This is a genomic window from Polynucleobacter sp. IMCC30063 (assembly GCF_021395235.1).
Taxonomy (GTDB): Bacteria; Pseudomonadota; Gammaproteobacteria; order Burkholderiales; family Burkholderiaceae; genus Polynucleobacter.
In genome coordinates, this window is the sequence record NZ_JAJVCQ010000001.1 from 741371 (window position 1) to 764717 (window position 23347).

Below are 23347 nucleotides of genomic sequence, written 5' to 3' on the forward strand. Positions count from 1 at the left end.
AATTTATTGAGCTATTTTGAGTAAGATAATGATCTAACTCTTTTTATTACCTCATTCTTATAATCGTAAAGTATAGAACCTAAATTATTTCCATGACAAATTCAGCTCAAACCACCGGCAAAACTAGCATAAAAGTGAATGGCATCGATATAGCTTATCGCTTCGATGGACCCGAAAACGGCCACGTCGTATTGCTAAGTAATAGCCTCATGTCGAATTACGCTATGTGGGATTGCACCATTCCCGCCTTGACCGATTGGTATCGTACTTTGCGCTATGACACCCGTGGTCATGGTGGCTCTGGCACAACTAGCGGACCTTACAGTATGGCGCAATTGGCAGATGACGCCATTGGTTTGTTAGACGCATTGCACATAGACAAAGTACATTTCATTGGTTTATCAATGGGCGGCATGATTGGTCAGCAATTAGGTGCGCGTTTTCCAGAGCGAGTATATTCGCTGTCATTGTGCGATACCGCAAGTGAGATGCCGCCGCGCAATTTGTGGGAGGAGCGCTTCGCAACGGCTAAGCAAGAGGGCATAGCGGGGCTGATGCCTGGCACCCTAAAGCGCTGGTTTCTCGATGATTTTATTAATAGCTCACCAGCGGAAATTGAAAAGGTGCGGCAGATGATTTTAGGGACTGGCGTTGAGGGCTATATTGCCTGCGGTAGTGCGGTACGGGATATGACGCATAGCGCGATGCTCTTAAAAATTAAAGCGCCAACCCTGGTGTTAACTGGTCGACAAGATCCAGCCTGTACCGTTGATCAAGCCACGGTACTGCATCGTTTAATTGAGCACTCTGAAATGATCATTATTGAAAATGCTGCGCATTTATCCAATATTGAACAGCCCGTTGCGTTTAATACCGCAATTCGCGGCTTTATAGATGGTGTTGAAGATCGTCTTTAAGTAAAAAAATCATGAAAAAAACGGATCTATATAAAAATCAAGGGCTAGCAGTGGCCCACCAAATGAAAAATGCAACTAAAGCGAAGCAGCTTGGTAAAGCCGATACTTCAGCGCAAAAAAATGCACTCGCCAGAAAAAATCCTTTACTCGCATCCTTAATGGGCAAAACTGAGCCAGTAGTTAAGGTACATGTAGCTAAAGCAAGTACGACAAAATCATCAGCAAAATTAAAATCAAAATAGAAAATAGAACCGCAATAGAAAATAAAATCGCTATTAATCAGTTTCAGCATTTAACTCTATAACTGACAGAGCGATTTAAGTTTCTTGAAAGAGGGCTTCATCATGAATACGGCGGGAGATGAATTAAATAAGCCGTGGTTAAAAAACTATCCTGCGGGAGTCCCTCAGCAGATTGATATCTCACGGTATAACTCGCTACTTGATTTATTTAGCGAATCGTTTACGCGCTTTTCGCAACGTAAAGCCTATCAATATTTTGGCCAGGCGCTAACATTTAGCGAGCTCAATCAGGCTTCGCAAGATTTTGCCGCTTATTTACAAAGCTTAGGCTTAGAGCGCGGCGCGCGGATTGCCATCATGCTGCCAAATGTTCTGCAATACCCGATTGCGATGCTAGGCATATTAAGAGCGGGCTTCGTGGTGGTCAATATTAATCCACTGTATACCCCCCGCGAATTGGAATATCAGCTACAGGACAGCGGCGCTTCCGCCTTAATCATCTTAGAAAATTTTGCTCATATTTATCAAAGCATACACGCGCAAATGCAATTGAAGCAGGTCATCGTTACTAGTATTGGCGAGCTAATTGGCATTAAAGGGTGGGCCATTGATCTTGTTTTACGTCATGTTAAAAAAGTTGTACCAGCCTGGCATCTTGAAGGTAGCATTGCTTTTAAAAGCGCATTACACATTGGCGCAAAGAAGCAACTACAGGCGGTGCAAATTTTGTCCGCGGATATCGCTTTTTTGCAATATACCGGCGGGACAACTGGAGTTTCCAAGGGAGCGGTTTTATCGCATCGAAATATCTTGGCTAATGTACTGCAGGTGGATGTTTGGTTAGAGCCAGCGCTGACCTTAAAAACGCCAGCTGGTGCAACGGTCAGCAAAGATGATCAATTAGTGTTTTTATGTGCTTTACCGCTGTATCACATCTTTGCGTTAACAGCGTGTGCTTTAGTGGGAATTCAGCGGGGCGCCTTAAACATTTTGGTACCAAATCCAAAAGATATTGCGGGCTTCATTCAATTGTTAGCAAAAAATCCATCAATCCATCTTTTCCCTGTAGTGAATACTTTACTTGCCGCCTTATTGCGCCATCCTAATTTTGCTAAGCTACAGTTTCCCAATTTGCTAGTTACCATTGGCGGCGGTATGGCAGTGCAAAAAAACGTTGCCGATTTGTGGCAACAAATGACGGGTGTACCCGTTGCCGAAGGTTATGGTTTATCAGAAACAGCACCGGTGGTGTGTGTAAATACGCCATTAATTAAGGAATTTACGGGGCACATTGGTCTACCGTTACCCAGTACAGAGATCCAAATAAGAGGCGACGATGGTTTGCCGACCGCGCTTGGCGAGCCGGGCGAGATTTGTATTCGCGGACCGCAAGTGATGGCAGGTTATTGGAATAGACTGCAAGATACTCGTGAGGCGATGACGACAGATGGATTTTTTAAATCAGGCGATATTGGCACGATGAATGCAGATGGCTACGTCAAAATCATTGATCGTAAAAAGGACATGATTATTGTTTCTGGATTTAAGGTATATCCCAATGAGATAGAAGCGCTTTTAATGCAACTCGATGGGGTAATGGAATGTGCGGTAATTGGGGTTCCAGACGAAGAAACAGGTGAAGCAGTGAAATTATTTGTAGTACAGGATGTAACTGCGGATCCAAGCGAGAATCTATCCGTCGAACCAAGGGGTAATCTAACGGAAGAAGGTATTCAGAATTTTTGTAAAGCCCAACTTACTAACTATAAACGGCCTAAATACATCGTATTTAAAGAAAGCTTACCGAAAACCAATTTAGGCAAAATTTTGCGGCGTGAATTAAGGGAATGAATCTCGGTGTTTGAGCGATGAAAGTAATACGGCAAAGTGTTCAAGCCATCCTAGTGATGGTTTTATTTTCTGCCTTGCAAGTTAGGTTGGCAGTCGCACAAATTGCCCCGCCAGCCAACTATGATCAAAAATTAAGTGATATGGTTGTCAATGCTACGAGATCAGATACGCCACTCAATCAAATTCCCTTAAACACTACTATTTTGACTCCGCAAGTGTTGGAAGTGGCGCCTGATCAAACCTTAGATCAAGTGCTAAAAAATGTTCCTGGTACTTTTTTAAATGATGTACCTTACTATCAAAAAGATCCCACTGGCCAAAGTATTAACGTGCGTGGTTTAGGTTTTGGTCGTACCTTAGTATTAATTGATGGCTTGCCAGCTAATGATGCCTTCTATGGCACAGTGCAATGGAATTTGGTCCCACTCTCGTCAGTAGAAAGTGTAGAGTTTGTCCGTGGAGGCGTCTCGAATTTATGGGGTAACTATGGCATGGGCGGGGTGATTAACATTAATACCAAAACGCCAAAAAATAGTTCGCAAGATGTCTCGGCTAGCTACGGTGCCTTTAATACCAGTAACGTAGCTGTTTCAAAAGATATCGTCACATCTGATGCTTTGCAAACGCGTATCTCGGCTGATTTTTTCTCTACCTTGGGATATCAAAATTACGCCACTATTTCACCGGCCTCACCTAATAATATAAAAAACGGCATGGGTACGGATAATGCAAGTAACTCGAATATTCGTTTGCAGAATTATTTCAAGCCTACTCAAGATACCTCAGGTTTTTTTCGGCTCGGCTATAGCACCATGAAAGACTTAAGTACCAATTACAGTATCGCACCCAATTTTATTCAGGAAACCAATATCGCGGCTGGCGCAACAACAAAGTTAGATGTCGATAAAAAAATTGATGTCAACGCGTTTTATGAAAAGACCCATTTTTATAAACAAAGCGGTTCAACCGCAGCCAACGGCACGCCTTATATCAATGCTAATTACACCGATCCCTATAGTACGGTTGGTGCGTCTGCTCAATATACCCATAATTTAAAATCAAAATTAGTTGATCAATATCTTGTGGGAATTGACGCGCGCAATATATCCGCTTCGAATACCACCAATAACTTAACAACCAATGGTAATGTAGCAGCGATTAATTATGCTCAAGGTCAGCAAAATTTTTATGGCTTGATGGGGCAATTGAAGTCGAAGGGCACAACGATTCCTCTTGAGGTAACTTTAGGCGCCAGAATTGATGCGTGGAATAGTCAAACACCCACGTATTACAACACTGGCCCCAATGGCAATAATAAAACGGTGCAAACCATTAAAAACCAAAATGTGAACCCCTTCAATCCTTCTCTGGGACTCTTATTTCCAGCAAGCAAAGATTGGGATTTTCGGGCCGCTGCTTATCAGGCTTATCACGCGCCCAGCTTAAACAATACTTTGCGGACCTATGGCTCGGCGACAGGTTGGTACTTCTCTAATCCTAATTTAATTCCAGAAACGATGAAAGGTTTTGAATTCGGAAGCGATTACCGCTGGGGCGGGGGTTTTGCGCAAGTCACTGCTTTTAATAATTACATTACCAATGCAGTTGCCAATTACACCTTGAAGGCGGCAAATTCTACCGATGTGGCTTTGGCTAAAAATTTATGTAATTCTGGTGCAGTCAATCCCTTAACTAAAAATGGCGGAGCAGGAGTTTGTAATTCGAGTTCGATTAGTTACTTCACCAATAATCAAAATTTATTAAGTCAAGGCCTTGAATTTCAGTATCACCACGATATTAATTCACACTGGAGTCTTGACGGTGGCTATACCTATACCGTGACCCGTCTAACTTGGACTGCCACCAGTGACCCGACGAATAGCCAAGTTGGCGGCGTTCCCCAAAATTTGGGCAGTGCTGGAATTACTTATTACCCCTTACCTAAAGCCAGCCTGACTGCAACCGTGCGTTATGCGGGAAATTCATGGATGGATACAGCCCATGCTTTTCCGGTGCCAGCTTATGCGGTAGTTGGCTTTAGAGCCAATTATGAGATTACCCCGCAGGCGACAATTTTTGCTTCTGTGGTGAACTTATTTAACCGCCAATATGTGACTTTTAATATTGCTAATAGCGCTAGTAGTTATCAGGCGGGAATGCCTTTAGCCGTATCTGTTGGCGCGCGCTTAGTGTTTTAGAGTAGGGCTTTAATCAGGTTTTGCCCGCTTCATGCTGAGGAACTAACAGAAGATTAATTAGGCTAAACCCTAAGTAAAGACTTGGTTATAACAGTCTAAAAAGTGATTAAATTAATAAGTCGTTTTTGATCCATCCGAAGAAAGTAGGAAAAGCATGAACTTATCTAAAAATTCCACAAATAACGATGTCAAATTGAATGCATCTTTATGGGCAGTTACAGCAATTGTTGTCATCTTGGCAGGCTGTGCCTCATCTCCGCCAGAGAAGCCAAAAGCAGCAGCCGCCCCAGCCCCTGCCGCCGCCGCCCCACCCCCCGCTTGGAAGCAAGGAATGGGACCTGATATGGCCAATTCAACTTTGGCCCCCTTAGCAGGCAAGATGACCGCAACGCCAATCAGTGATATTCCCATTAATAAACTCAAGCTACCACCCGGCTTCAAGATTGAGGTTTGGGCTACTGGAATGCCGGGCGCACGTGCCATGGCGCTTGGTGATAATGGCAAAGTTTACATTGGCACCCGTGCTATTGGCCGTGTTTATGAGGTCACCGATAACGGGAAAGAGCGCACGAATCGAATAGTAGTCGATAAATTAGTCCAACCTGCAGGAGTTGCGTTTAATAAGGGCTCTTTATATGTGATGGCAATTGATAAAGTATTGCGCTTTGACGGTATAGATAAAAATGCGAGCGTTACACCAGTTGACTTAACCGCTAAATTTAATCTACCTCCTGAGCAGCACCATAATTGGAAGTACATTGCATTTGGTCCCGATGGCAAGCTATATATCCCCTTTGGCGCACCTTGCAATATTTGTGAGCCACCCACTGCAGAATATGCACAAATTCGCCGCTATAACCCAGATGGATCGGGAATGGAAGTTTTGGCGACGGGTGTGCGCAATAGCGTTGGCTTTGATTGGCATCCTACAACCAAGCAACTTTGGTTTACAAATCATGGGCGTGATTGGATGGGTGACGATAAGCCCAATGACACTTTAAACCTACTTTCTAAGACAGGTTTAAATTTTGGCTTCCCTTATTGCCACCAAGGCAATCTTCCCGACAATGTCATTACGAAAGCAAATGCTTGTCAGGGGGTTGAGCAACCTGTTGCTTTGATGGGCACTCACGTAGCTACTATGGGAATCAAGTTCTATACCGGCAATATGTTCCCACCAGAGTATAAGAATGCCGCATTAATTGCACGTAAGGGATCTTGGAATCGTAATCAAAAGTCGGGCTTCGATGTGGTGATGGTTAAAGCAGGAGCTGATGGCAAGAATCCTAAGATAACACCTTTTATTACTGGTTTTTTAAACCCAGCTGATCAGTCTTTTTGGGGCCGCCCAGCCTATTTAATGCAGATGCCTGATGGATCTATGTTGGTTTCAGATGAGCAGCTTGGTGCTATTTATAGAGTGACATATAGTAAGCAGCAACTTGCAGCTAAATAAAAAGATTTATTATTTTGTTGTTTTTACGAATAGCGACGTTTGCCTTAGGTATCATTTTTTCTAGCGCAACGTCGCTTTTGTTTGCTCAAGGTATCACTAGTAAATTACAGGCCTGTGGCGCTTGTCATGGGGTTGATGGCAACTCAAAGATTGTTGGCACCCCCTCGCTAGCTGGCCAACCAAAAACTTTTCTTGAAAATCAAATGATCATGATACGGGAAGGTCTACGTAATATTCCGCCAGAAATGAAGGGTTTACTTGATGGATTTAGTGATGCTACGATTGTTGAAATAGCTCAATTTTATGCAGGCCAAACTGCTCAGTCTCAAGCGGGTATCCGTAATCAAATTTTGTATGTACAAGGTGAGTATATTTCGAAGGAAGCCTTGTGTGGCACTTGCCATTTACCAACTTATGTTGGTAGAGATCAAATGCCTCGGATTGCCGGCCAACGGGAGGAATATCTTTTGCACACTATGCGGCAATTTCGCTCTAATAAGGCAACTGGGCGAGATACTATTATGGTCGCCTCGCTCTATGGCATGAATGAGGACGATTTAAAGGCGATTGCTCATTACCTTTCGCAACTAAAATAAATAGAGTTTTATTTTGAGAGAATTGTTTACTTTGTACGGACTATAACGATTATAAAAATAGTTCAAATTTAAAAAGGTGCTGAGTGTGGAGATTTTTAAATCGCAACTTAGTTACTGGTAAACAAAGAGCTAATAAAAACGTTTAGTAGCGAAATAAAGATACTGGCAAAGAATGCGGTCCAAAAACCAGCCAAACTAAAACCACTCACCAATTTTGCAACGAGCATCAATACCAGTGCATTGATCACCAACAGAAACAGACCCATGGTGAGGACGGTGAGCGGCAAGGTAAAGACTATTAATAGCGGTCTTACTAGTGCATTAGCAAAGCCTAATACCAAAGCAGAAATAATTAAGGATCCCGTGTCGTTAAATTTCAGGCCGCTAAAGACGTAGCTAGCTGCCCACAGCGATAGGGCGGTAACGCCCCAGGTAATTAAAAATGGTGTTGAGTTGGCAAACATGGTTTTGTCCTCGTTTTATTAGTTTCCATAGTATCAGCATTTAGTCGTATTAGCGACTTGCTGAGTAGCGGAGGGCGCACTGCCACCCTAGCTCGGCAAGGGGTTCAGATCGTTGGGCATTGGCAATCGCGTCTTCCCCGCTAGCATTACCATCAACTACGCGCTGGGCAATGCCATGCAAGATGGCAGCGATACGAAAGAAGTTATAGGCCAAATAAAAATCCCAATGTTCAGCAGAATTTCTGCCAGTATTAGCTTCATATTGAGCGACATATTGCGCTTCAGTCGGAATTCCTAGGGTGGTCAAATCTAGGCCACCAATACCGCGCCATAAGTTAGGTGGAATATGCCAAGCCATGCATTGGTAGGCAAAATCGGCAAGCGGATGACCTAAGGTTGAAAGTTCCCAGTCAATCACCCCAATGACTTCAGGCTTGGTTGGATGAAAGATTAAATTATCCATCCGAAAATCACCATGTACTAGGGTGGTTTCATCGCCAGGCGGAATATGCGCTGGCAGCCATTCCATTAAACGTTGCAGCGCAGAACTAATGGGTAAATTAGATTCATTACATTGACGTGACCAACGGGTAATTTGCCGGGAAAAATAATTACCAGGCTTACCAAAACTTTCTAAATCTGCTGCTTGGTAATCGACCGCATGAATACTGGCGATCACCCGGTTCATTTCTGAATAGATAGCAGCGCGTTCAGTAGTGATCATACCCGGCAAAGCTTGCTCAGTTAAAACCCGACCATCAAGAAATGACATTAAGAAAAAAGGCGTGCCAACAATCGACTCATCTTCACAGTAACTTAACATCTGCGGCACAGGAACACCCTGCTTGGCAAGTGCTGCCATCACGCGGTACTCACGGTCGATCGCATGTGCTGATGGTAATAAGTGACCAGCGGGTTTTTTGCGTAACACCATTTTTTGCTTGCCTGCCTCGATATAGAAGGTAGGATTAGATTGGCCGCCACTCAGTGGCTTAATGATTAAGGCTTCACTGATATCTTTGGGTAAGTCGTTATTTGTGGATATGCCATGATTGCGCAGATAGGCAGAAAAGGCAGGCAGATTAAACGACGTACTCATCAGCACACTCATTTAGCGGAGCTTTACAGGGTATTGACTAAATGAGCGCCATCGACCGCGATTGAGGTCCCCGACATTGCTTGGCTAGCATCAGACGCTAACAATAAAATCGGACCATCAAGATCGCTCACTTCGCCAAAACGGCGACTTGGTATACGTGCACGGAGTTTTTCGCCGGCTTCACTTTGTAAAAAAACCCGATTTAGGTCAGTCGCAATATAACCCGGTAGTAAAGCATTCACTCTAATCGAGTAGCGCGCCAATTCAAGTGCCATGGTTTTTGTCAGTTGCAGTACGCCCGCTTTAGAGATCGCATAGGGCGCAACACCACCCGCAACGCGCTCACCGAGAATAGAGCTGATATTGACGATATTGCCTGGTTTGTTGGCAGCTACTAGTCGCCTTGCGGCTTCGGTAGCTACTAGCCAAGCGCCTTTAAGGTTGGTATCGATGACTTGATCCCAATCACTCTCGCTTTGCTGTAACAGGGGTTTAGTGATGGTAACGCCAGCATTATTGATGATCACATCCGGCAAATGCCAAGCAGCAAGCTGATCAAAGCACTGACTCACTTGTTGCGCATTACTCACATCGAGTTGAAATGCCTTGGCTTTTACATCCGCAGACTTTGGTGAAGCTGAATTGATTTCTTGAACTAAGTCTTCTAAGACATCGATACGTCGTGCCGCTAAAGCCACGCTTGCCCCAGCTTGCGCCATAAGCAGGGCGAAGTGCCGTCCTAGACCACTAGATGCACCAGTCACTAATACAGTTTTACCGTCTAAGCGGAAAAGATCTTGCGCCATTTATTGATTGTCCTGGGCAGCTTTGACCAATTTTCGCGCCATGCTCCAACGATGGACTTCACTCGGGCCATCGTAAATCCGAAAGGCGCGCATATCAGTAAAAATCCGCATAATCGGCGTCTCGCCTGTGACCCCTTGACCACCTAAAATTTGTACACAACGATCGACGACACGCCATTCAGCTTCTGAGCAAACGACTTTTGCACGACTCGATTCATAGTTGCATTTTTCACCTTGATCTAAAAGCCAAGCCGTATGCAAAGTGTGTAGACGGGCAGTCTGTAAATCCATATCGTTATCAGCCAACATAAACCCTACCCCCTCATGTTGAGATAGTGGCATGCCAAAGGCAGTACGTTTAATCGCGTATTGCAAGGCTATGTCTTGCGCGCGGCGGGCTTGGCCCAACCACCGCATGCAGTGGGTTAAACGGGCGGGCGCTAAACGAATTTGGGCGTAACGAAAACCTTCACCCAATTTTCCTAAGATATCTTTAGCTGGTACGCGTAAGTTCTTAAAATCAATAACACCATGACCCCCTGTAAAACATTGGTCCAGCGCGTCCATATTACGCACTAATTCAATACCGGTTTGTTTCATATCGGCCAGAAACATCGTCGCAGCAGGACCGCTTGACTTGGCATCTGCACTGTTTGGTGCAGTATTTTCAAGGCGTGCCATGATGATGGCGTAATCAGCCCCATCTGCACCGGTAATAAACCACTTCCGGCCATTGATTAAATAATCCTCGCCATCGGGAGTGGCAGTAGTCATGAGCATGGCAGGGTCTGAACCAGCCCCTGGGGGCGGTTCGGTCATCGCAAAGCAAGAGCGAGTAAGGCCTTGAACTTGTGGGCGCAGCCAGCGCTCTTTTTGCTCTGCATTGGCAACCGCTTCCATTAAATGAATATTGCCCTCATCGGGTGCGGCAATATTAAGTGCAGTAGGACCTAAACAAGAATAACCAGCCTCTTCAAAGATGACGGCTTTAGCAACATGACTTAAGCCTAAGCCACCAAATTCAATTGAGGCATGGGGTGTAAGTAGGCCTGCTTTCTTAGCCCGCGCGATTAATTCATTCCGTAAGGTTTCACTTGGACCATGTGCATGGTGATCAAGTTCACTTTCCAAGGGGATGACTTGTTCGGCGATAAAGCGTTTGGTGCGTTCACGCAGTTCTGTCGTTTGGGGGTCGAGAGAAAAATCCATATTATTTTGATTTATTTAATGATTTTAAGGATAGATTTAAATTCAGGTCGATTACTGGTTTGCAACCATTCGAAAATGAGCATTTCGCTTGTCACCAGATTGGCACCCGCTTTTTCCATGCGTTCAATTGCAGTCTCCTTATCGAGCGTCTGGCGCGAGCCAAGGGCATCGACCACGATCGTTACTTGATACTGACTTGCAATTAAACCAAATACGGTTTGCAGTACACAAACATGAGTTTCGCAACCCACTAAAATTATTTGTTGACGCGCGGGTTTAAATTTATCTAGTTCAATTAATAAACCATCATGACAGGCATCAAAATAGGTTTTGCTGATGGTGGTTTGGCAGAGCGCTTTAATCTCCGGTAAGTTATCACCGAGACTCGCAGGATTTTGCTCTGTGCCAATAATAGGCACTTGTAGTAATTGGGCGGCTTGACCAAGCCGTAAACATTGCTGTAAGACCGACTCACCTCCAGCGATAGCCGGCATGAGACGTTTTTGTAGGTCAATCATGACGAGTACAGAGTTATTGGCAGTGATCAACATAAAGATCTTTCAGGTTCTAGAGCCAATTGTAGACTTTGTTTACACTACTTGTATTACTCATTAAAGGTAGCGCTATGTTGATGTCTGCAAATGAATACCGCGATTCTCTGCGGTCTTATAAACCCACGGTATATTTGAATGGCCGCTTGGTTACCTCGGTAGCGGATGAGCCCGGTTTTGCCCCAGGGATTAATGCCATTGGTGTGACCTATGACTATGCCTTGCGTGAGGAATTTAAGCCATTAATGTTGGCAACTGAGCAGAGCAGCGGCAAAACAGTCAATCGACTTTTGCATATTAATCAGAGTGCTGGTGATTTACTGAATAAATTAGAAGCAGTGCGTTTGCTTTGTCAAGAAACGGGATGCGCACAACGCTATTTAAGCCATGATGCCTTAAATGCAATTTATCAAGTGTCAGCGCAAATTGATGATGCCAAGGGCACCACTGAAAATAGCGCAAAGTTCTTAGCCTATTTGCATGAGGTGCAAGAGCGCGATTTAACTTTGGGAATTGCCATGACTGATGCTAAAGGCGATCGCAGTAAACGCCCGCATCAACAAGCTAATCTCGATAGTTATGTGCATATTGTTGAGCGCAACGCTAAAGGAATTGTCATTTCGGGAACTAAAGCGATTGTGACTGGCGCGCCTTATGTGCACGAGTTATTGGTGATGCCGGGCCGCAATATGCTGGCTGCTGATGCGGCCTTTGCAGTTTGCTGTGCTGTACCAATCGACGCTCCAGGCATTACGATGGTTGCGCGGCCTGCAGGCAGGCCTGGCGAGAAGGCAGCACTCTTTTCGAATCGCTATGGTCAATCTACTGCGGTCGTTATGTTTGACAAGGTATTTGTGCCTTGGGAAAAAGTTTTTTATGCTGATGAATGGGAGTATTCGGGAGCACTGACGCACTCTTATGCTACGCATCATCGCCATAGTTGTATTGGCGCACGCGCTGGTTTTGGTGACCTTTTAATTGGTGCTGGCGCCTTAATGTGCGAAGCCAATGGTTTTAATCCCGAAGACGAAGGTCATTTACGCGACCAAATGGTTGATCTAATCAAAATAACCGAAGGATTTTATGCTTGTGGTGTAGCTGCCTCGGTATACGCGACGCGTGATCCGTTTTCAAAAAGCTTTATGCCCGATGCGGTTTACTCTAATATTGGCAAACTTTTATTAGCCACCCAAATTTACGATATGCAGCGCATTGCACATGATGTGTCTGGTGGTTTAATTGTGGCTTTACCAGGGCCTGATGAAGATCATAATCCGGCGACTGCGGCAAATTTGGCCGATGTCTTGCGCGCAAACCCAGCTATTCCTTATGACAACCGCATTGAAACCGCACGCTTTATTGAAGACTTAACTGCGTCGTATCAAGGTGGTTGGTATTCGGTAATTAGTTTGCATGGTGGCGGGTCACCAGAAGCAATGAAACGGGAAATTTATCGTAACTATCCGCTTGGCGATAAAGTAGCCTTGGTAGAACGTCTACTGAACCGCGGTGTGCTTGCTCATGAGAGCAACCCTTCTGAACTTCAAGCAGAGCGACCGATTACCCAAAACACCCAAGCAGGCAAATGTTGTGATCAAGGCTGTACCGTGCCAGGCACAGCCATCATGGTTGACTTACCGCAGACCTTAAAAAATTCAGGGGAGTAAGGGGTTCTCGGCATAAATTGCTGCCTGATAGGCTGCTTCAGCAAACATGGTGGGGCGTTCAAGAAAATCTAAGATCCAGGGAATGGCATCAGAGCCCCAAAAGACCCGCTGATTGACTTTAACGCTGGGCACCCCAAAAATACCAGCTTGATTTGCGCTTTCAGTATTGGCAATCAAAGCTTGCTTGATCTCTGCAGTGCTTGGTTTTGCAGTGCTCGCAGGTAAACCGAGCGCCAGGCAAAATTCACTCCATTGGGTTTCAGGATCGCCGCCATGACCCCAAACGAAATCAAAGGCTTTATCAATCATCGCGAAGTCAGCACCTTCTTGTAGTAATAAGCGTTGTGCAGCAGCAGAAGCAAATGGATGGCGCTGCGGAAACTGAAAGGGAATACCCAGTTGTTGGGCTTTCCATACGCAGAAGGTATAGGTATGGATTCTTTTTTCAGGAATTTCAGCTGGCCCACGATTATTTTGTAGGCGCAGTAAACCAGGGAAAAAAATGGGGACCGGTTTTAGATCGACAAGCGCTTCAAGTGGTTTACGTAACTTGAGAAAAAAATAGACATAAGGCGAAATAATGTCGTAGTAAAAATTAGCTGGGGGTTTCATAATGATTGCTTAGGGGTAGGAAGTTCACTTGCCGCTGGCTTTAAATCATAAGGTTCCACTAAAGGCCAAATGTGTTTTGGCACCATTGAGGCAATTCGTGCAGGATGTTCACGCCGTAAGTGTAAGACGGTTTCGATAGCCTTCATTTCCACCCGCGCACGTGCAAACTCCAGCCCACGTGGCCCAATGCGGGGCATGAGCCAACCGACAAGCGGCCTTAACCAATCTGGCATTTTGCGCAGTGGCAAACCACCCGCCGCCAATTTCACATTTTTAATAAAGCCGTTTACAGCAGAGAAACGTTTACCTGCACTACCTGGTACTGTAAGAGTCACCTCATCGCCCAATAATTTGAGTAATTCTTCCCCAGTTTGATTGCGTACCAATAACCACTGCTGACCTTCACCACCCATATAACCGACGGTAATGTCAGACAAGACGTTTGTGTAATCAACACAGGTGCGACAGGTTAAAGGAAAGAAATTATTCGGCAAAGTGGATAGGGGTAATTGTAAAAAAGGAATTTCACGTTTGGTACCATCTTTAAAACGAATTTCAACATGGTAGTCAGCCCGAAATTCCAGATAAATGACATTTTCAGCTTGGTCGGTAACGAGCGCTAAAAAATCATGAAAGTTTTCTGTAGTGGTGTTATCAGAGCAGGGTGTGCCGATAACATACAACTTATCAAAGCCCAATTCTTTTTCTAAAGCACGCAGTGCATAAACCTGACACGGAATCCCAATTACGGCCAATTTTTTATAACCTTTAGCGGCTGCTGGTTCTAACAAAGAAAGTAATGGGGCATAACCCATGCGCATACCTCGACATTGCGCTAAATCGGCAGCCTTATCGACCAAAATGGGTTTTGGCCGCCAGTTATCTTCTGGGTCGGCTGTCATGGTGAGTACGGCATCCACCGCTTTGGTTTCCAGTAAGCACTCAGCAATGCGGGTGGTGATCCCGGTCCATTGCGCGCCAGCGCTAGGCTGCTTTAAGCTGGCTCGCAACATGCGCAAAAAAGGGCCAAAGTGCAATTCATCTGGGCGCAGTGGGTCGCGGGCACGACCGTGAATTTGTGTCTCTAATTCAGGGTACTTTGGCTGAATAAATTGGCACGCTCGACCACACCGTTTAGGGTCGGAACTCCGCGAAATACCACAGTCGGTACATAAATTCCGATAGGGGTTATCAACCGAGGCTTGTAGGTTCAAAGTCATGGCACCTTTATACCCGACTTATGCCTTTATTTTCATGCACCAATGTAGGGCATAGCAGCACGATATACTGATTTGGTAGTCCCTCATTGTTTTGCTCTAAAAGGAAAAAAATGTCACATCACGAAAAAATAATCGCTAGTTTTGAGGCGTACCAAGCTGAGAATGAAAAGTTCAAAGAAAAAGGCATTAAAGCATCAGCAACCCGTGCCCGTAAGGCATTGCAAGAGATTACGACTGCTTGTAAAGAACGCCGTAAAGAGATTACTGCTGAAAAAGAAGCGATGGATGGAAAGTCTGGCGCTGGAATGTCGCAAGACGCGGCTCGCCACGCCCACATTCGCAAATAAGCTTGTTTTTCCCTGATGCGCATTGGAGCGGTTTTACTAGCTGCTGGACAAGGTAGTCGCATTGGGGGGTTACCCAAGGCCCTGCTTAAACTGCAGGGCCTGTCATTTCTTGAGCATCATTTAACTGCTTTATATGCGGTTGGTGTAAGTGAAGTAGTGGTGGTGACTGGTTATTACTATCAGTCAGTTGAAACCATTGCGCAACTATTTCCTGTCCAGGTAGTGCGTAATTCCACGCCCGAACTCGGGCAAGCAAGCTCGGTTCGTTTAGGAATTGAAGCCCTCGGTAGCGAGTTCGATGTCATCATCATGCTGTTGTGTGATCAGCCGTTTATTGGGCGCGCTGAACTCACTTTACTGCTAGAAGAATTTAGTCAACTTGCTAATCTCAAGGGTGGCTTATCCAGTGCGCCCGAAATTATTTTGATTCCAGAGGTTGCTGGACAACGGGGCAATCCGGTACTTTTTTCTGGTGCAGTGATGCGCGCTATTTTGGCTTCGACGGAGCAATTGAGTTGCCGTCAATACGCTGATTTACATCCTGAGCTGATTACTTTTTTGAAAACCGATCATGCTCACTTTGTAATCGATATCGATACCCCCGAAGATTTAAACATATTGACGCAAAAGACTCCGTGAACCGGTGGGGTTTGTCCAGCACTGCTCGAGCCCATCTTCAGCAAGACTTTGTAATCAAGCGCAAAATAGAGTTAATTGGGGTTTATTAGAGGCGGAGTTTTAGATGATTGATACGATGCTATTAAGTCGCATTCAGTTTGGTGCGAACATTACTTTTCATATTTTGTTTCCCACGATTACCATCGCGCTGGGTTGGTTTCTTTTATATCTCAAAATAAAAGGTAATCGCACTGGTGAGCAATATTGGGCTCAGGCCTATCAATTTTGGGTCAAGATTTTTGCCTTAACTTTTGCCTTGGGTGTAGTCAGCGGTATTACGATGAGTTTCCAGTTTGGTACAAATTGGCCAGGTTATATGGAAACGGTCGGTAATATTGCTGGACCATTGTTGGCCTATGAGGTGTTAACCGCTTTCTTTTTAGAGGCAACTTTTCTCGGCATCATGTTGTTTGGTGCTAAGCGTGTTTCTCGAGGAGTGCACACCTTAGCGACATTTCTAGTCGCTTTTGGTACAACCCTCTCTGCCTTTTGGATCATTGTATTAAATTCATGGATGCAAACGCCCCAAGGTTTTAAAATGATCGATGGTAAAGCCCATATTAGTAATTGGCTCGAGGTTATTTTTAATCCATCGATGCCTTACCGTTTTACGCATATGCTCATTGCCTCATTTTTAACCGTGGCATTTTTATTAGCAGGCATTTCTGCTTATCGGGCGCTCAGAGGCAGTACATCGATTGCGAATGCTGCGGTCCTCAGAATGGCCATCATCACTGCCGCTATCTTAATTCCATTGCAGATGTATGTGGGTGATTCACATGGTTTAAATACCTTGGAATATCAGCCCGCTAAAGTTGCTGCGATGGAAGGTATTTGGAATACGGAAAAAGGTGCGCCAGCAGTGATCTTTGCGATTCCCAATAGCAAAGAACAAAAAAATGATTTTGAAATCAGCATTCCTAAATTAGCTTCACTCTATCTCACCCATTCGTTTGATGGTGAGGTGCAAGGTTTAAAAGCGTTTCCTGAAAAAATTCCACCCGTAGCTCCGGTCTTTTTTGCTTTTCGGATTATGGTTGGCGTAGGGGTCTTAATGATGTTGGTATCTTGGGCTGCTGTTTGGCTTTCAAGAGGTCAGCGCTCATTGCCGAAGTGGATGCTTCGGGCTTTATTGGGAATGACGTTCTCAGGGTGGATTGCGGTAGTAGCAGGGTGGTATGTTACGGAAATTGGGCGGCAACCGTATTTGGTTTCAGGCGTATTAACCACTGCACAGGCGGTTACTAAACTGCCTACTGGGATGGTTCTCAGTAGTTTATTGATGTATCTAGCCTTGTATATTGGTTTAATTATTAGCTACATTGCGGTCGTTTTTCATTTGGCTCGTCAAGCCGATTTGCCAGCTAATGAAAAGCGTCAGGCAAATACGGATGGGGGCGTGACATGGGCTTATTAGTGTGGCCCGATCTTGCCCAAGCAGCCGGTTGGCTGCCCATTTTCTTCCTGGGTGCAATGGGTGTAGCCATGGTTGCTTATGTCGTGTTAGATGGCTATGACTTAGGGGTGGGCATCTTATTAAATAGCGCGAACGATAAAGAAAAAGATGCCATGATTTCATCCATCGGGCCTTTTTGGGACGCGAATGAAACTTGGTTAGTGCTGGGCGTGGGGGTTTTATTAGTGGCTTTTCCAATTGCCCATGGCATTATTTTGACTAATCTGTATCTTCCGGTAGCCGCCATGTTGGCGGGCTTAATTTTGCGCGGCGTTTCATTTGACTTCAGAGTAAAAGCAGAAGCGCAACATAAACCCATTTGGAATTATTTATTTCACTTAGGCAGCATCATTGCGGCGATGGCGCAAGGCGTGATGATTGGCCGCTACATTGTAGGCTTTGATTCAGGGCTCTTAGGCTGGTTGTTTGCTGCTTTGGTAGCGATGTGTTTACCAATGGGTTATATGCTTTTGGGTTCGACCTGGTTGATTATGAAAACCACGGATGAACTGCAGGCTAAAGCGGTAGGCTGGGCGCGTAAAAGTTTGTGGCTGACGGCTGCAGGCGTTGGGTTAATTTCCTTAGCTACGCCTTATTTCAGCGCGAGCATTATGCAGAAGTGGTTTGTGTTCCCAAATATTGTATGGTTGTCACCTTTACCGCTCTTAACCTTGGTCTGCTTCTTTTTAATCTATCGGTCTTTAAATCATTTAGATTCAGGCAAGTTGCATTTGCAATGGCACCCATTTGTTCTTACCATTGTGATATTTTTACTCGCCTTCCTTGGGATTGCTTATAGTTTATTTCCCTATTTGATTATCGATCAAATGACGATTTGGCAAGCGGCTGCAGCCACCGAATCCTTGTGGTTTATTTTCTGGGGCGCGGTCATTGTGCTGCCCACCATCATCCTTTACACAATTTATTCTTATTGGATCTTCTGGGGCAAGGCACAACCTTTGTCTTACTATTAAGTAAGTAATCAATTTAATGCTGGCTTACGTGCCTTGTTTAGTGCGTCTTCAACTAATTTAGCAATTTGCAATAAATTATCATCGCCTTGAAATTGCCCTACTAATTGAAGGCCTAAGGGTAAATCGTTTCTAGAGCGGGCTACGGGCATAATTATCGCAGGCAAGCCTAGAAAACTCCAGAGTGAGCAAAAAATGGGGTCACCAGTTGCTTGAATTCCAAAGGGTGCTTCACCTGTAGCAGGTGCTGTGAGAAAAACATCCACCGTTTTAAAATACTGCTTTATGTCTTCTTTTAAATGGGCTTGTAGTTGCATTGCTGCACTATATTGTGCGGAAGTATAAGCAGACCCGTTTTTAACCAGAGCATGAATATGTTCGCTAATTTCAGCTGAGTGATTTTCTTGGTGATGTTGATGTACAACTGCTGCCTCAGTTTCAATCATGCAGAAGATCGACTCAAATACAGCAGCATAACTAGTGGGCAGCACAATCTCTTCAACCTCTATTCCTGCCTTAGCCAGTTGTATTACTGCTAACTCTAGCGTACGCGCTTGCTCGTCACTCATTTTTGCATCGTAGGGCGTTTTCAGAATGCCGATACGGGAAGCGCCCTTAGCTGTCGACTGGTGGGGCCGCGTCATAATTAAATTAAATGCAAAGATCATATCGGCAACCGAGCGGGTAAATAAACCTACATGATCTAAAGAGTGCGAAAAAGGAAAGACTCCGCCGTTAGGGATGACGCCATAACTTGCCTTAAAACCAACCACGCCACAATACGCAGCTGGGCGAATGATTGAGCCTAAGGTTTGACTTCCAAGGCTTAAGGGGACGATGCCTTTGGCAACAACCGCAGCTGACCCGCTCGATGAACCGCCAGGAGTATGCAAGGGATTCCAGGGGTTTACGGTTGGTCCTGGATTGCGCCAAGCAAATTCAGTAGTCACTGTTTTGCCAAAAATTAAGCCGCCTAACTGCTTAATCAGGCCAATAATTTCAGCATCACTGGTGGGTTGGTGGTTTGCATAGATTGGTGAGCCATTGGTGGTGGGTAAATCGACGGTATTAATAATGTCTTTCACCGCTACGGGAATTCCCCATAGTGGGCCGCTATTCATTTCACCTGCATTCTGTAAGAGCGTTTCCAGCGAGGCACGATTAACAAAAGCATGTAATTCTGGCTCAAGGGTATTGGCACAATCAAAGCAGGCACGAAGATATTTTTTTGGATCGAGTTCACCCGCTTGTATTTGTTGGCAGGCTTCAATCAGACTAAGATCATTTAGCGTCATTGCTTGGTATCTCGTAGAATTTGGAATAAGGAGGACTTCTTACAGATGTTTTCAAGTTGGCTGATAATAGTGTTTTATATTATGTATTAAAAATGTTGAGCTTTAAGCATATGCCAGATCATTCCCCATTATTGACAAAACTATTCGGCAATACCCCAGTGCTAGCGCATGATTCTACTCAAGTTTCAGAGGCAGAGGCAGCTCAACTTGAGGTGCGCAAAATGGAGCCTAGCGACGCCTTGAGTCTAGCCCAATGTATTTACCGTTGTTATGGGGCCAGTTACCCAAACCCCATGATGTATCAGCCGCAGTTAATTGCCGCCGCTTTGAGCGAGGGCTCAATGTTTTCTATTGTCGCGCTTACGCCGCAGGGTGAGGTGGTGGGGCACTGTGCATTGAGCTTTGAAGATATAGCAGACCCCATACCAGAAGCTGCTAAGCTAGTAGTTGACCCGCGCTATCGGGGTCATCATATTTCAGATCGTTTGGCTAAGGTTCGACGGGGATATGCCGAGGAAATGGGAATTACCGGTTACTGGGCCGCCTGCGTCAGTAATCATCCCTTTAGCCAAGATGAGGTTATTTCTACTGGTGGCGGGGAAATGGGCCTCTTGATTAATGGCCAACCGGGCGACGTACAAATGGCTGGATTAAATAACTTAACAGGAGTACGCCATTCACTCATCCCTTTTTATATTCCCATCAAATCTGATCGACCAGCAGAACTACCGACAAGTCAACAGAGTGATCAAAAATATCATGTTTATTTGCCGCTACATCATCATTCTTTTTTTACTACACTACTTACGCCGCTCGATCTGCACCGAAAGCTGATTGGCACATCAGTGGCAGTAAAAGCAAAACAAGTATCACAGATCTCCTCAGTCATTGCTCATCAAGGTGCTCCAGCACACTTACGCATTACGGTTCTAGGTGATGATCTAGTACAACAGGTAGCAAGTGTTCTTGAAAATCTAAAACCATTTTCACCGCCAGTAATTTATTTAGATATTCCATTGCATAATCCCTTGGCTGCCCAAGAAATTGAAGCCTTAGAGCAATTAGGCTTTTTCTGGGCTACTTGGCTACCTAATTTTGAACCGGGGGGAGATATTTTACGCTTGCAATGCCTGTTAGATCAGCGAGTTGATGCCCAGGATATTGTCTGTGCGCGGAAAACAGGAGAGGTAGTGCGTGATCATGTGTTAGCTGAGTGGCAACGAGTACAAAAAAATCTACACAAAATACCTGCAGACTTATAAGAGATTTGTTTAAGCTACGGAAATGACTAAATGAAAGATGATTTAGCTTGGTTGGCGCAATTTCAGGCGCAGCTAGAGGAAAATCCCACATTGAGTCCAGCGCAAATTGCCGCAGACCTCGATTTGATTTTCACTAACCCAGCATTCGAACAGTTATCTTTTGCCGCATTGGTTAAACTCTTGATTGAATCGCCGGTCTGGCAAGGTTTTGATTATGAAAATAATCCCTATAAGGCACTTTGCCTGCAATTAAGTATGGAGATCGAGGCTTATAACCTCGGCTTACAAGCCGAACCAGCCTATCATTCTCGCAGCCATTTTAAGGATGTATGTTTAGGCATTACCTTGCTACTTGGACAACAAAATGTAGCCAATAACAATGAGCAAAGCATTCAGAGAAAGCCAGGTTTGGCAGGCATGATCGACGCTAGTAATCCTTGGTTTTTAGTAGCGGAGGAGCCTTGGATTTTGCTATTTAGTGCGATTGGTCATGACTTTGGTCACCCTGGCATGATGAATACGCAACTGTTTGAGATTGAAAAAAAGTCCATTGAAAAAATTAATTTCTGGTTACGAGCCCTGAATTTACCTAGCAATTTTATTGATGAATTCATGCCCAAGGTTGAAACCATTATTTTAGCAACCGACCCAATGTATTTAAATACCCTACTCAACATCATTCAGAGCACCAGCCCACCGCCGACTAAATTAAATTATCTGAGTATGTTGATGGTGGAAGCAGATTTATTGGCTAGCTCCTTACCGACACATGGGCTTGTACTAACCGAGGCGCTTGCTGCCGAATGGCAGCCCCATTACCCCGACAAAGCACAGATACTGATGGCCCCCGATGGTCGTCTCAAATTTTTACAGCACATTGATTTCTTGGGACCGCATGCTCAGCGCTTAGCCCTCAATGCCAGCCGCATGGAACTCATCGAGCAGTTACAAAAAAGTAAGCTTATTTCTTCTTAAGAAAGAAATGCAGAATTTTTGCAGTAATACTTTTTGATGCAGCGGCAATCGTATTGTCTTTACCGTCTTGAGTTGCAAAGGTTTCATTTTGCGCTTGACGTTGAGCCAAGACATCAGAAAATTGTTTCACTAATTCAGGGTTAGAGTCTAATAAAGGTGCAATATTTTCTTTAGATACTTCGAGCAGAATCACATTTGTTTTGGCAAATACATCAGCCGAGCGAACCGCACCAGTGAGCATGGACATCTCTCCCACAAAATCACCTGGCCAGAGGGTTGCCACGACTTTAAGTTCACCGGTTTTATCAGCGATTTTCACTTCCAGACAGCCTTCTGAAATAATATACATCCAATCTTCTTCAGCGCCCTTTTTAATAATTGGCTGACCTGCGTAGCAATACTTGGTTTTAATTACGTTAGAGAGGGCAGTAATTTCTTCATTATTGAGCAGTCTTAAGATACCTAATTCGTAAGAGTCTAAAAGGCGATTCTGGGTATCAGTAAAATTTTCAAGAGGGTGTTGGGCCTCCAGGCGATTGAGATTGACTCCAGCTGCCTTAAAGAAACGAATAAAGCTGAGCAAAATGATACTTTGCGCTTGATATGGAACTACCTCAGGCAAACACTCATATAGCACTAAATAGGAAATTGCCCCTTCTTGAATGCTAGCAAGTGAGCAGAAATGCCAAGGCTTAAATTCAGGATGTGTTTCAATAACGTGGGTCATTGCTAAATTCATAATCGCTAAAATGCGCTCGGGATTATTGCGTGCCGTGAGTTGATACTCAAAGCGGCGCCGTGACCAAACCCCTCCTTCTTGTTTGGATAAGTTAATGAAGGACATGCCTAAAAACTTTTGGTTATACATGCGCGTAGTGAGACCAAAAATATTTTTAAGGACTACCATGCGGTGATCAATTTCTTTCACCTGTAAATATTCTTTTGAACCATCATGGCTTACTTCAAGCCAATCATTGATTGAAACTAGGCGGTCTGCTTGGATTGTAATGCTGCTGACAACTTCAGCGATCAGATCTCTAAAGATATAAGCAATACCTACGCTGAGGGCCCCTAGAGTAGCTAATATGTGGCTGAAGGAATGGTCATAGAGCAAAACATAGGCAACCAAGCCTACTACCGAATAAACAAGAATGCTGCTCAGCTGAATAATAATTGCTGGCACATGCACTTTTTGCGAGAGGGTGTTGTAGCGGATAACACTAAAACGCATGATTTGATCGAGCGTAAAGGCAAGCAAGACAAATTGGAAAATAGCCAGACCATCAACTAGCAGATTCATCGAGCCTTTTTCAAGGTCGGTGGCATTCCAGCCCCAAGGACTATCGGCTAATTTATCTAGCCAAATCATCAGGCCAAAATTAAGGGTGATGACGATCCAAAGAATGGTCTTAGGAAGTAGAAAGACGCGAGAATTAGGTACGCTCATAATATTTTTTGAAGAGTATAGGGTTTAG

At 44.6% G+C, this 23347-nt stretch carries 22 protein-coding genes; 13 read left to right on the top strand and 9 right to left on the bottom strand.

Features of this window, described 5'->3' with window-relative positions:
* Positions 1-92: 92 nt before the first annotated feature.
* From pcaD to LZG75_RS03810, 6 genes are all read left to right on the top strand, one after another.
* Positions 93-917, top strand: coding sequence for a 3-oxoadipate enol-lactonase (gene pcaD / locus LZG75_RS03785; RefSeq protein ID WP_233935418.1), 825 nt, complete (start codon positions 93-95; stop codon positions 915-917).
* A gap of 11 nt (positions 918-928) precedes the next feature.
* A complete protein-coding gene (locus tag LZG75_RS03790) occupies positions 929-1159 on the top strand; it encodes a hypothetical protein (protein WP_233924943.1) in 231 nt (76 codons plus the stop codon).
* A gap of 102 nt (positions 1160-1261) precedes the next feature.
* Positions 1262-3010 (top strand): AMP-binding protein, encoded by a 1749-nt coding sequence (locus LZG75_RS03795; RefSeq protein WP_233935420.1) that lies wholly within the window; start codon positions 1262-1264, stop codon positions 3008-3010.
* 17 nt (positions 3011-3027) lie between these two features.
* Entirely contained in the window at positions 3028-5208 is a 2181-nt protein-coding gene (locus tag LZG75_RS03800; RefSeq protein WP_233924941.1) for a TonB-dependent receptor, read from the top strand.
* Between the two features lie 154 nt (positions 5209-5362).
* Positions 5363-6664 (top strand): sorbosone dehydrogenase family protein, encoded by a 1302-nt coding sequence (locus tag LZG75_RS03805; RefSeq protein WP_233935423.1) that lies wholly within the window; start codon positions 5363-5365, stop codon positions 6662-6664.
* Between the two features lie 77 nt (positions 6665-6741).
* Positions 6742-7260, top strand: a complete 519-nt coding sequence (locus LZG75_RS03810) for a c-type cytochrome (protein WP_233935424.1) — start codon at positions 6742-6744, stop codon at positions 7258-7260.
* Positions 7261-7367: 107 nt separating this feature from the next.
* On the opposite strand, the gene LZG75_RS03815 is transcribed toward LZG75_RS03810, so the two are convergent.
* From LZG75_RS03815 to LZG75_RS03835, 5 genes are read right to left on the bottom strand one after another with little or no spacing between them, the layout of a single operon-like run.
* Positions 7368-7724 carry a phage holin family protein gene (locus tag LZG75_RS03815; RefSeq protein ID WP_233924938.1) on the bottom strand — a complete coding sequence of 119 codons (357 nt, stop codon included), beginning with the start codon at positions 7722-7724 and terminating at the stop codon, positions 7368-7370.
* A gap of 49 nt (positions 7725-7773) precedes the next feature.
* Positions 7774-8835: a phosphotransferase family protein gene (locus LZG75_RS03820; RefSeq protein WP_233935427.1), complete on the bottom strand. Its 1062-nt coding sequence runs from the start codon at positions 8833-8835 to the stop codon at positions 7774-7776.
* A gap of 11 nt (positions 8836-8846) precedes the next feature.
* Positions 8847-9629, bottom strand: a complete 783-nt coding sequence (locus LZG75_RS03825) for an SDR family NAD(P)-dependent oxidoreductase (RefSeq protein ID WP_233935428.1) — start codon at positions 9627-9629, stop codon at positions 8847-8849.
* The gene (locus LZG75_RS03830; RefSeq protein WP_233935431.1) at positions 9630-10838 is read right to left on the bottom strand and encodes an acyl-CoA dehydrogenase family protein; all 1209 of its coding nucleotides are present in this window, start codon (positions 10836-10838) and stop codon (positions 9630-9632) included.
* Positions 10839-10849: 11 nt separating this feature from the next.
* Positions 10850-11389 (bottom strand): isochorismatase family protein, encoded by a 540-nt coding sequence (locus LZG75_RS03835; RefSeq protein ID WP_233935434.1) that lies wholly within the window; start codon positions 11387-11389, stop codon positions 10850-10852.
* Positions 11390-11463: 74 nt separating this feature from the next.
* On the opposite strand from LZG75_RS03835, the gene LZG75_RS03840 reads away from it, so the two are divergent.
* Entirely contained in the window at positions 11464-13056 is a 1593-nt protein-coding gene (locus tag LZG75_RS03840; RefSeq protein WP_233935436.1) for a 4-hydroxyphenylacetate 3-hydroxylase family protein, read from the top strand.
* Here the strand turns inward: LZG75_RS03840 and LZG75_RS03845 are convergent.
* Entirely contained in the window at positions 13045-13668 is a 624-nt protein-coding gene (locus LZG75_RS03845; protein ID WP_233935438.1) for a 2-hydroxychromene-2-carboxylate isomerase, read from the bottom strand. The two genes, LZG75_RS03840 and LZG75_RS03845, sit on opposite strands and share 12 nt — an antisense overlap.
* A complete protein-coding gene (locus LZG75_RS03850; RefSeq protein ID WP_233935440.1) occupies positions 13665-14888 on the bottom strand; it encodes a Coenzyme F420 hydrogenase/dehydrogenase, beta subunit C-terminal domain in 1224 nt (407 codons plus the stop codon). Before LZG75_RS03850 ends, LZG75_RS03845 begins: the two co-directional genes overlap by 4 nt.
* 110 nt (positions 14889-14998) lie before the next feature.
* Here LZG75_RS03850 and LZG75_RS03855 point away from each other — a divergent pair, with 110 nt between their 5' ends.
* The 4 genes from LZG75_RS03855 to LZG75_RS03870 all read left to right on the top strand — a co-directional run bounded on the left by LZG75_RS03855 (position 14999) and on the right by LZG75_RS03870 (position 18343).
* Positions 14999-15235: a hypothetical protein gene (locus LZG75_RS03855; RefSeq protein WP_233935442.1), complete on the top strand. Its 237-nt coding sequence runs from the start codon at positions 14999-15001 to the stop codon at positions 15233-15235.
* Between the two features lie 15 nt (positions 15236-15250).
* Positions 15251-15874, top strand: a complete 624-nt coding sequence (locus LZG75_RS03860) for an NTP transferase domain-containing protein (RefSeq protein WP_233935444.1) — start codon at positions 15251-15253, stop codon at positions 15872-15874.
* A 103-nt stretch (positions 15875-15977) separates the two neighbouring features.
* Positions 15978-17330, top strand: coding sequence for a cytochrome ubiquinol oxidase subunit I (locus tag LZG75_RS03865; protein WP_233924911.1), 1353 nt, complete (start codon positions 15978-15980; stop codon positions 17328-17330).
* Positions 17318-18343, top strand: a complete 1026-nt coding sequence (locus LZG75_RS03870; protein WP_233924909.1) for a cytochrome d ubiquinol oxidase subunit II — start codon at positions 17318-17320, stop codon at positions 18341-18343. The genes LZG75_RS03865 and LZG75_RS03870 overlap by 13 nt, the downstream gene beginning before the upstream one ends.
* A gap of 8 nt (positions 18344-18351) precedes the next feature.
* Here LZG75_RS03870 and LZG75_RS03875 read toward each other — a convergent pair whose 3' ends face one another.
* On the bottom strand, positions 18352-19635 hold the full coding sequence (locus tag LZG75_RS03875) for an amidase (RefSeq protein ID WP_233935448.1): 1284 nt from the start codon (positions 19633-19635) through the stop codon (positions 18352-18354).
* Positions 19636-19727: 92 nt separating this feature from the next.
* On the opposite strand from LZG75_RS03875, the gene LZG75_RS03880 reads away from it, so the two are divergent.
* Together LZG75_RS03880 and LZG75_RS03885 are read left to right on the top strand one after the other, a co-directional pair.
* On the top strand, positions 19728-20897 hold the full coding sequence (locus LZG75_RS03880; protein WP_233935451.1) for a GNAT family N-acetyltransferase: 1170 nt from the start codon (positions 19728-19730) through the stop codon (positions 20895-20897).
* Positions 20898-20927: 30 nt separating this feature from the next.
* On the top strand, positions 20928-21872 hold the full coding sequence (locus LZG75_RS03885) for a hypothetical protein (RefSeq protein WP_233935454.1): 945 nt from the start codon (positions 20928-20930) through the stop codon (positions 21870-21872).
* On the opposite strand, the gene LZG75_RS03890 is transcribed toward LZG75_RS03885, so the two are convergent.
* On the bottom strand, positions 21859-23319 hold the full coding sequence (locus LZG75_RS03890) for a mechanosensitive ion channel family protein (RefSeq protein ID WP_233935456.1): 1461 nt from the start codon (positions 23317-23319) through the stop codon (positions 21859-21861). The genes LZG75_RS03885 and LZG75_RS03890 overlap by 14 nt on opposite strands.
* Between the last annotated feature and the right edge of the window lie 28 nt (positions 23320-23347).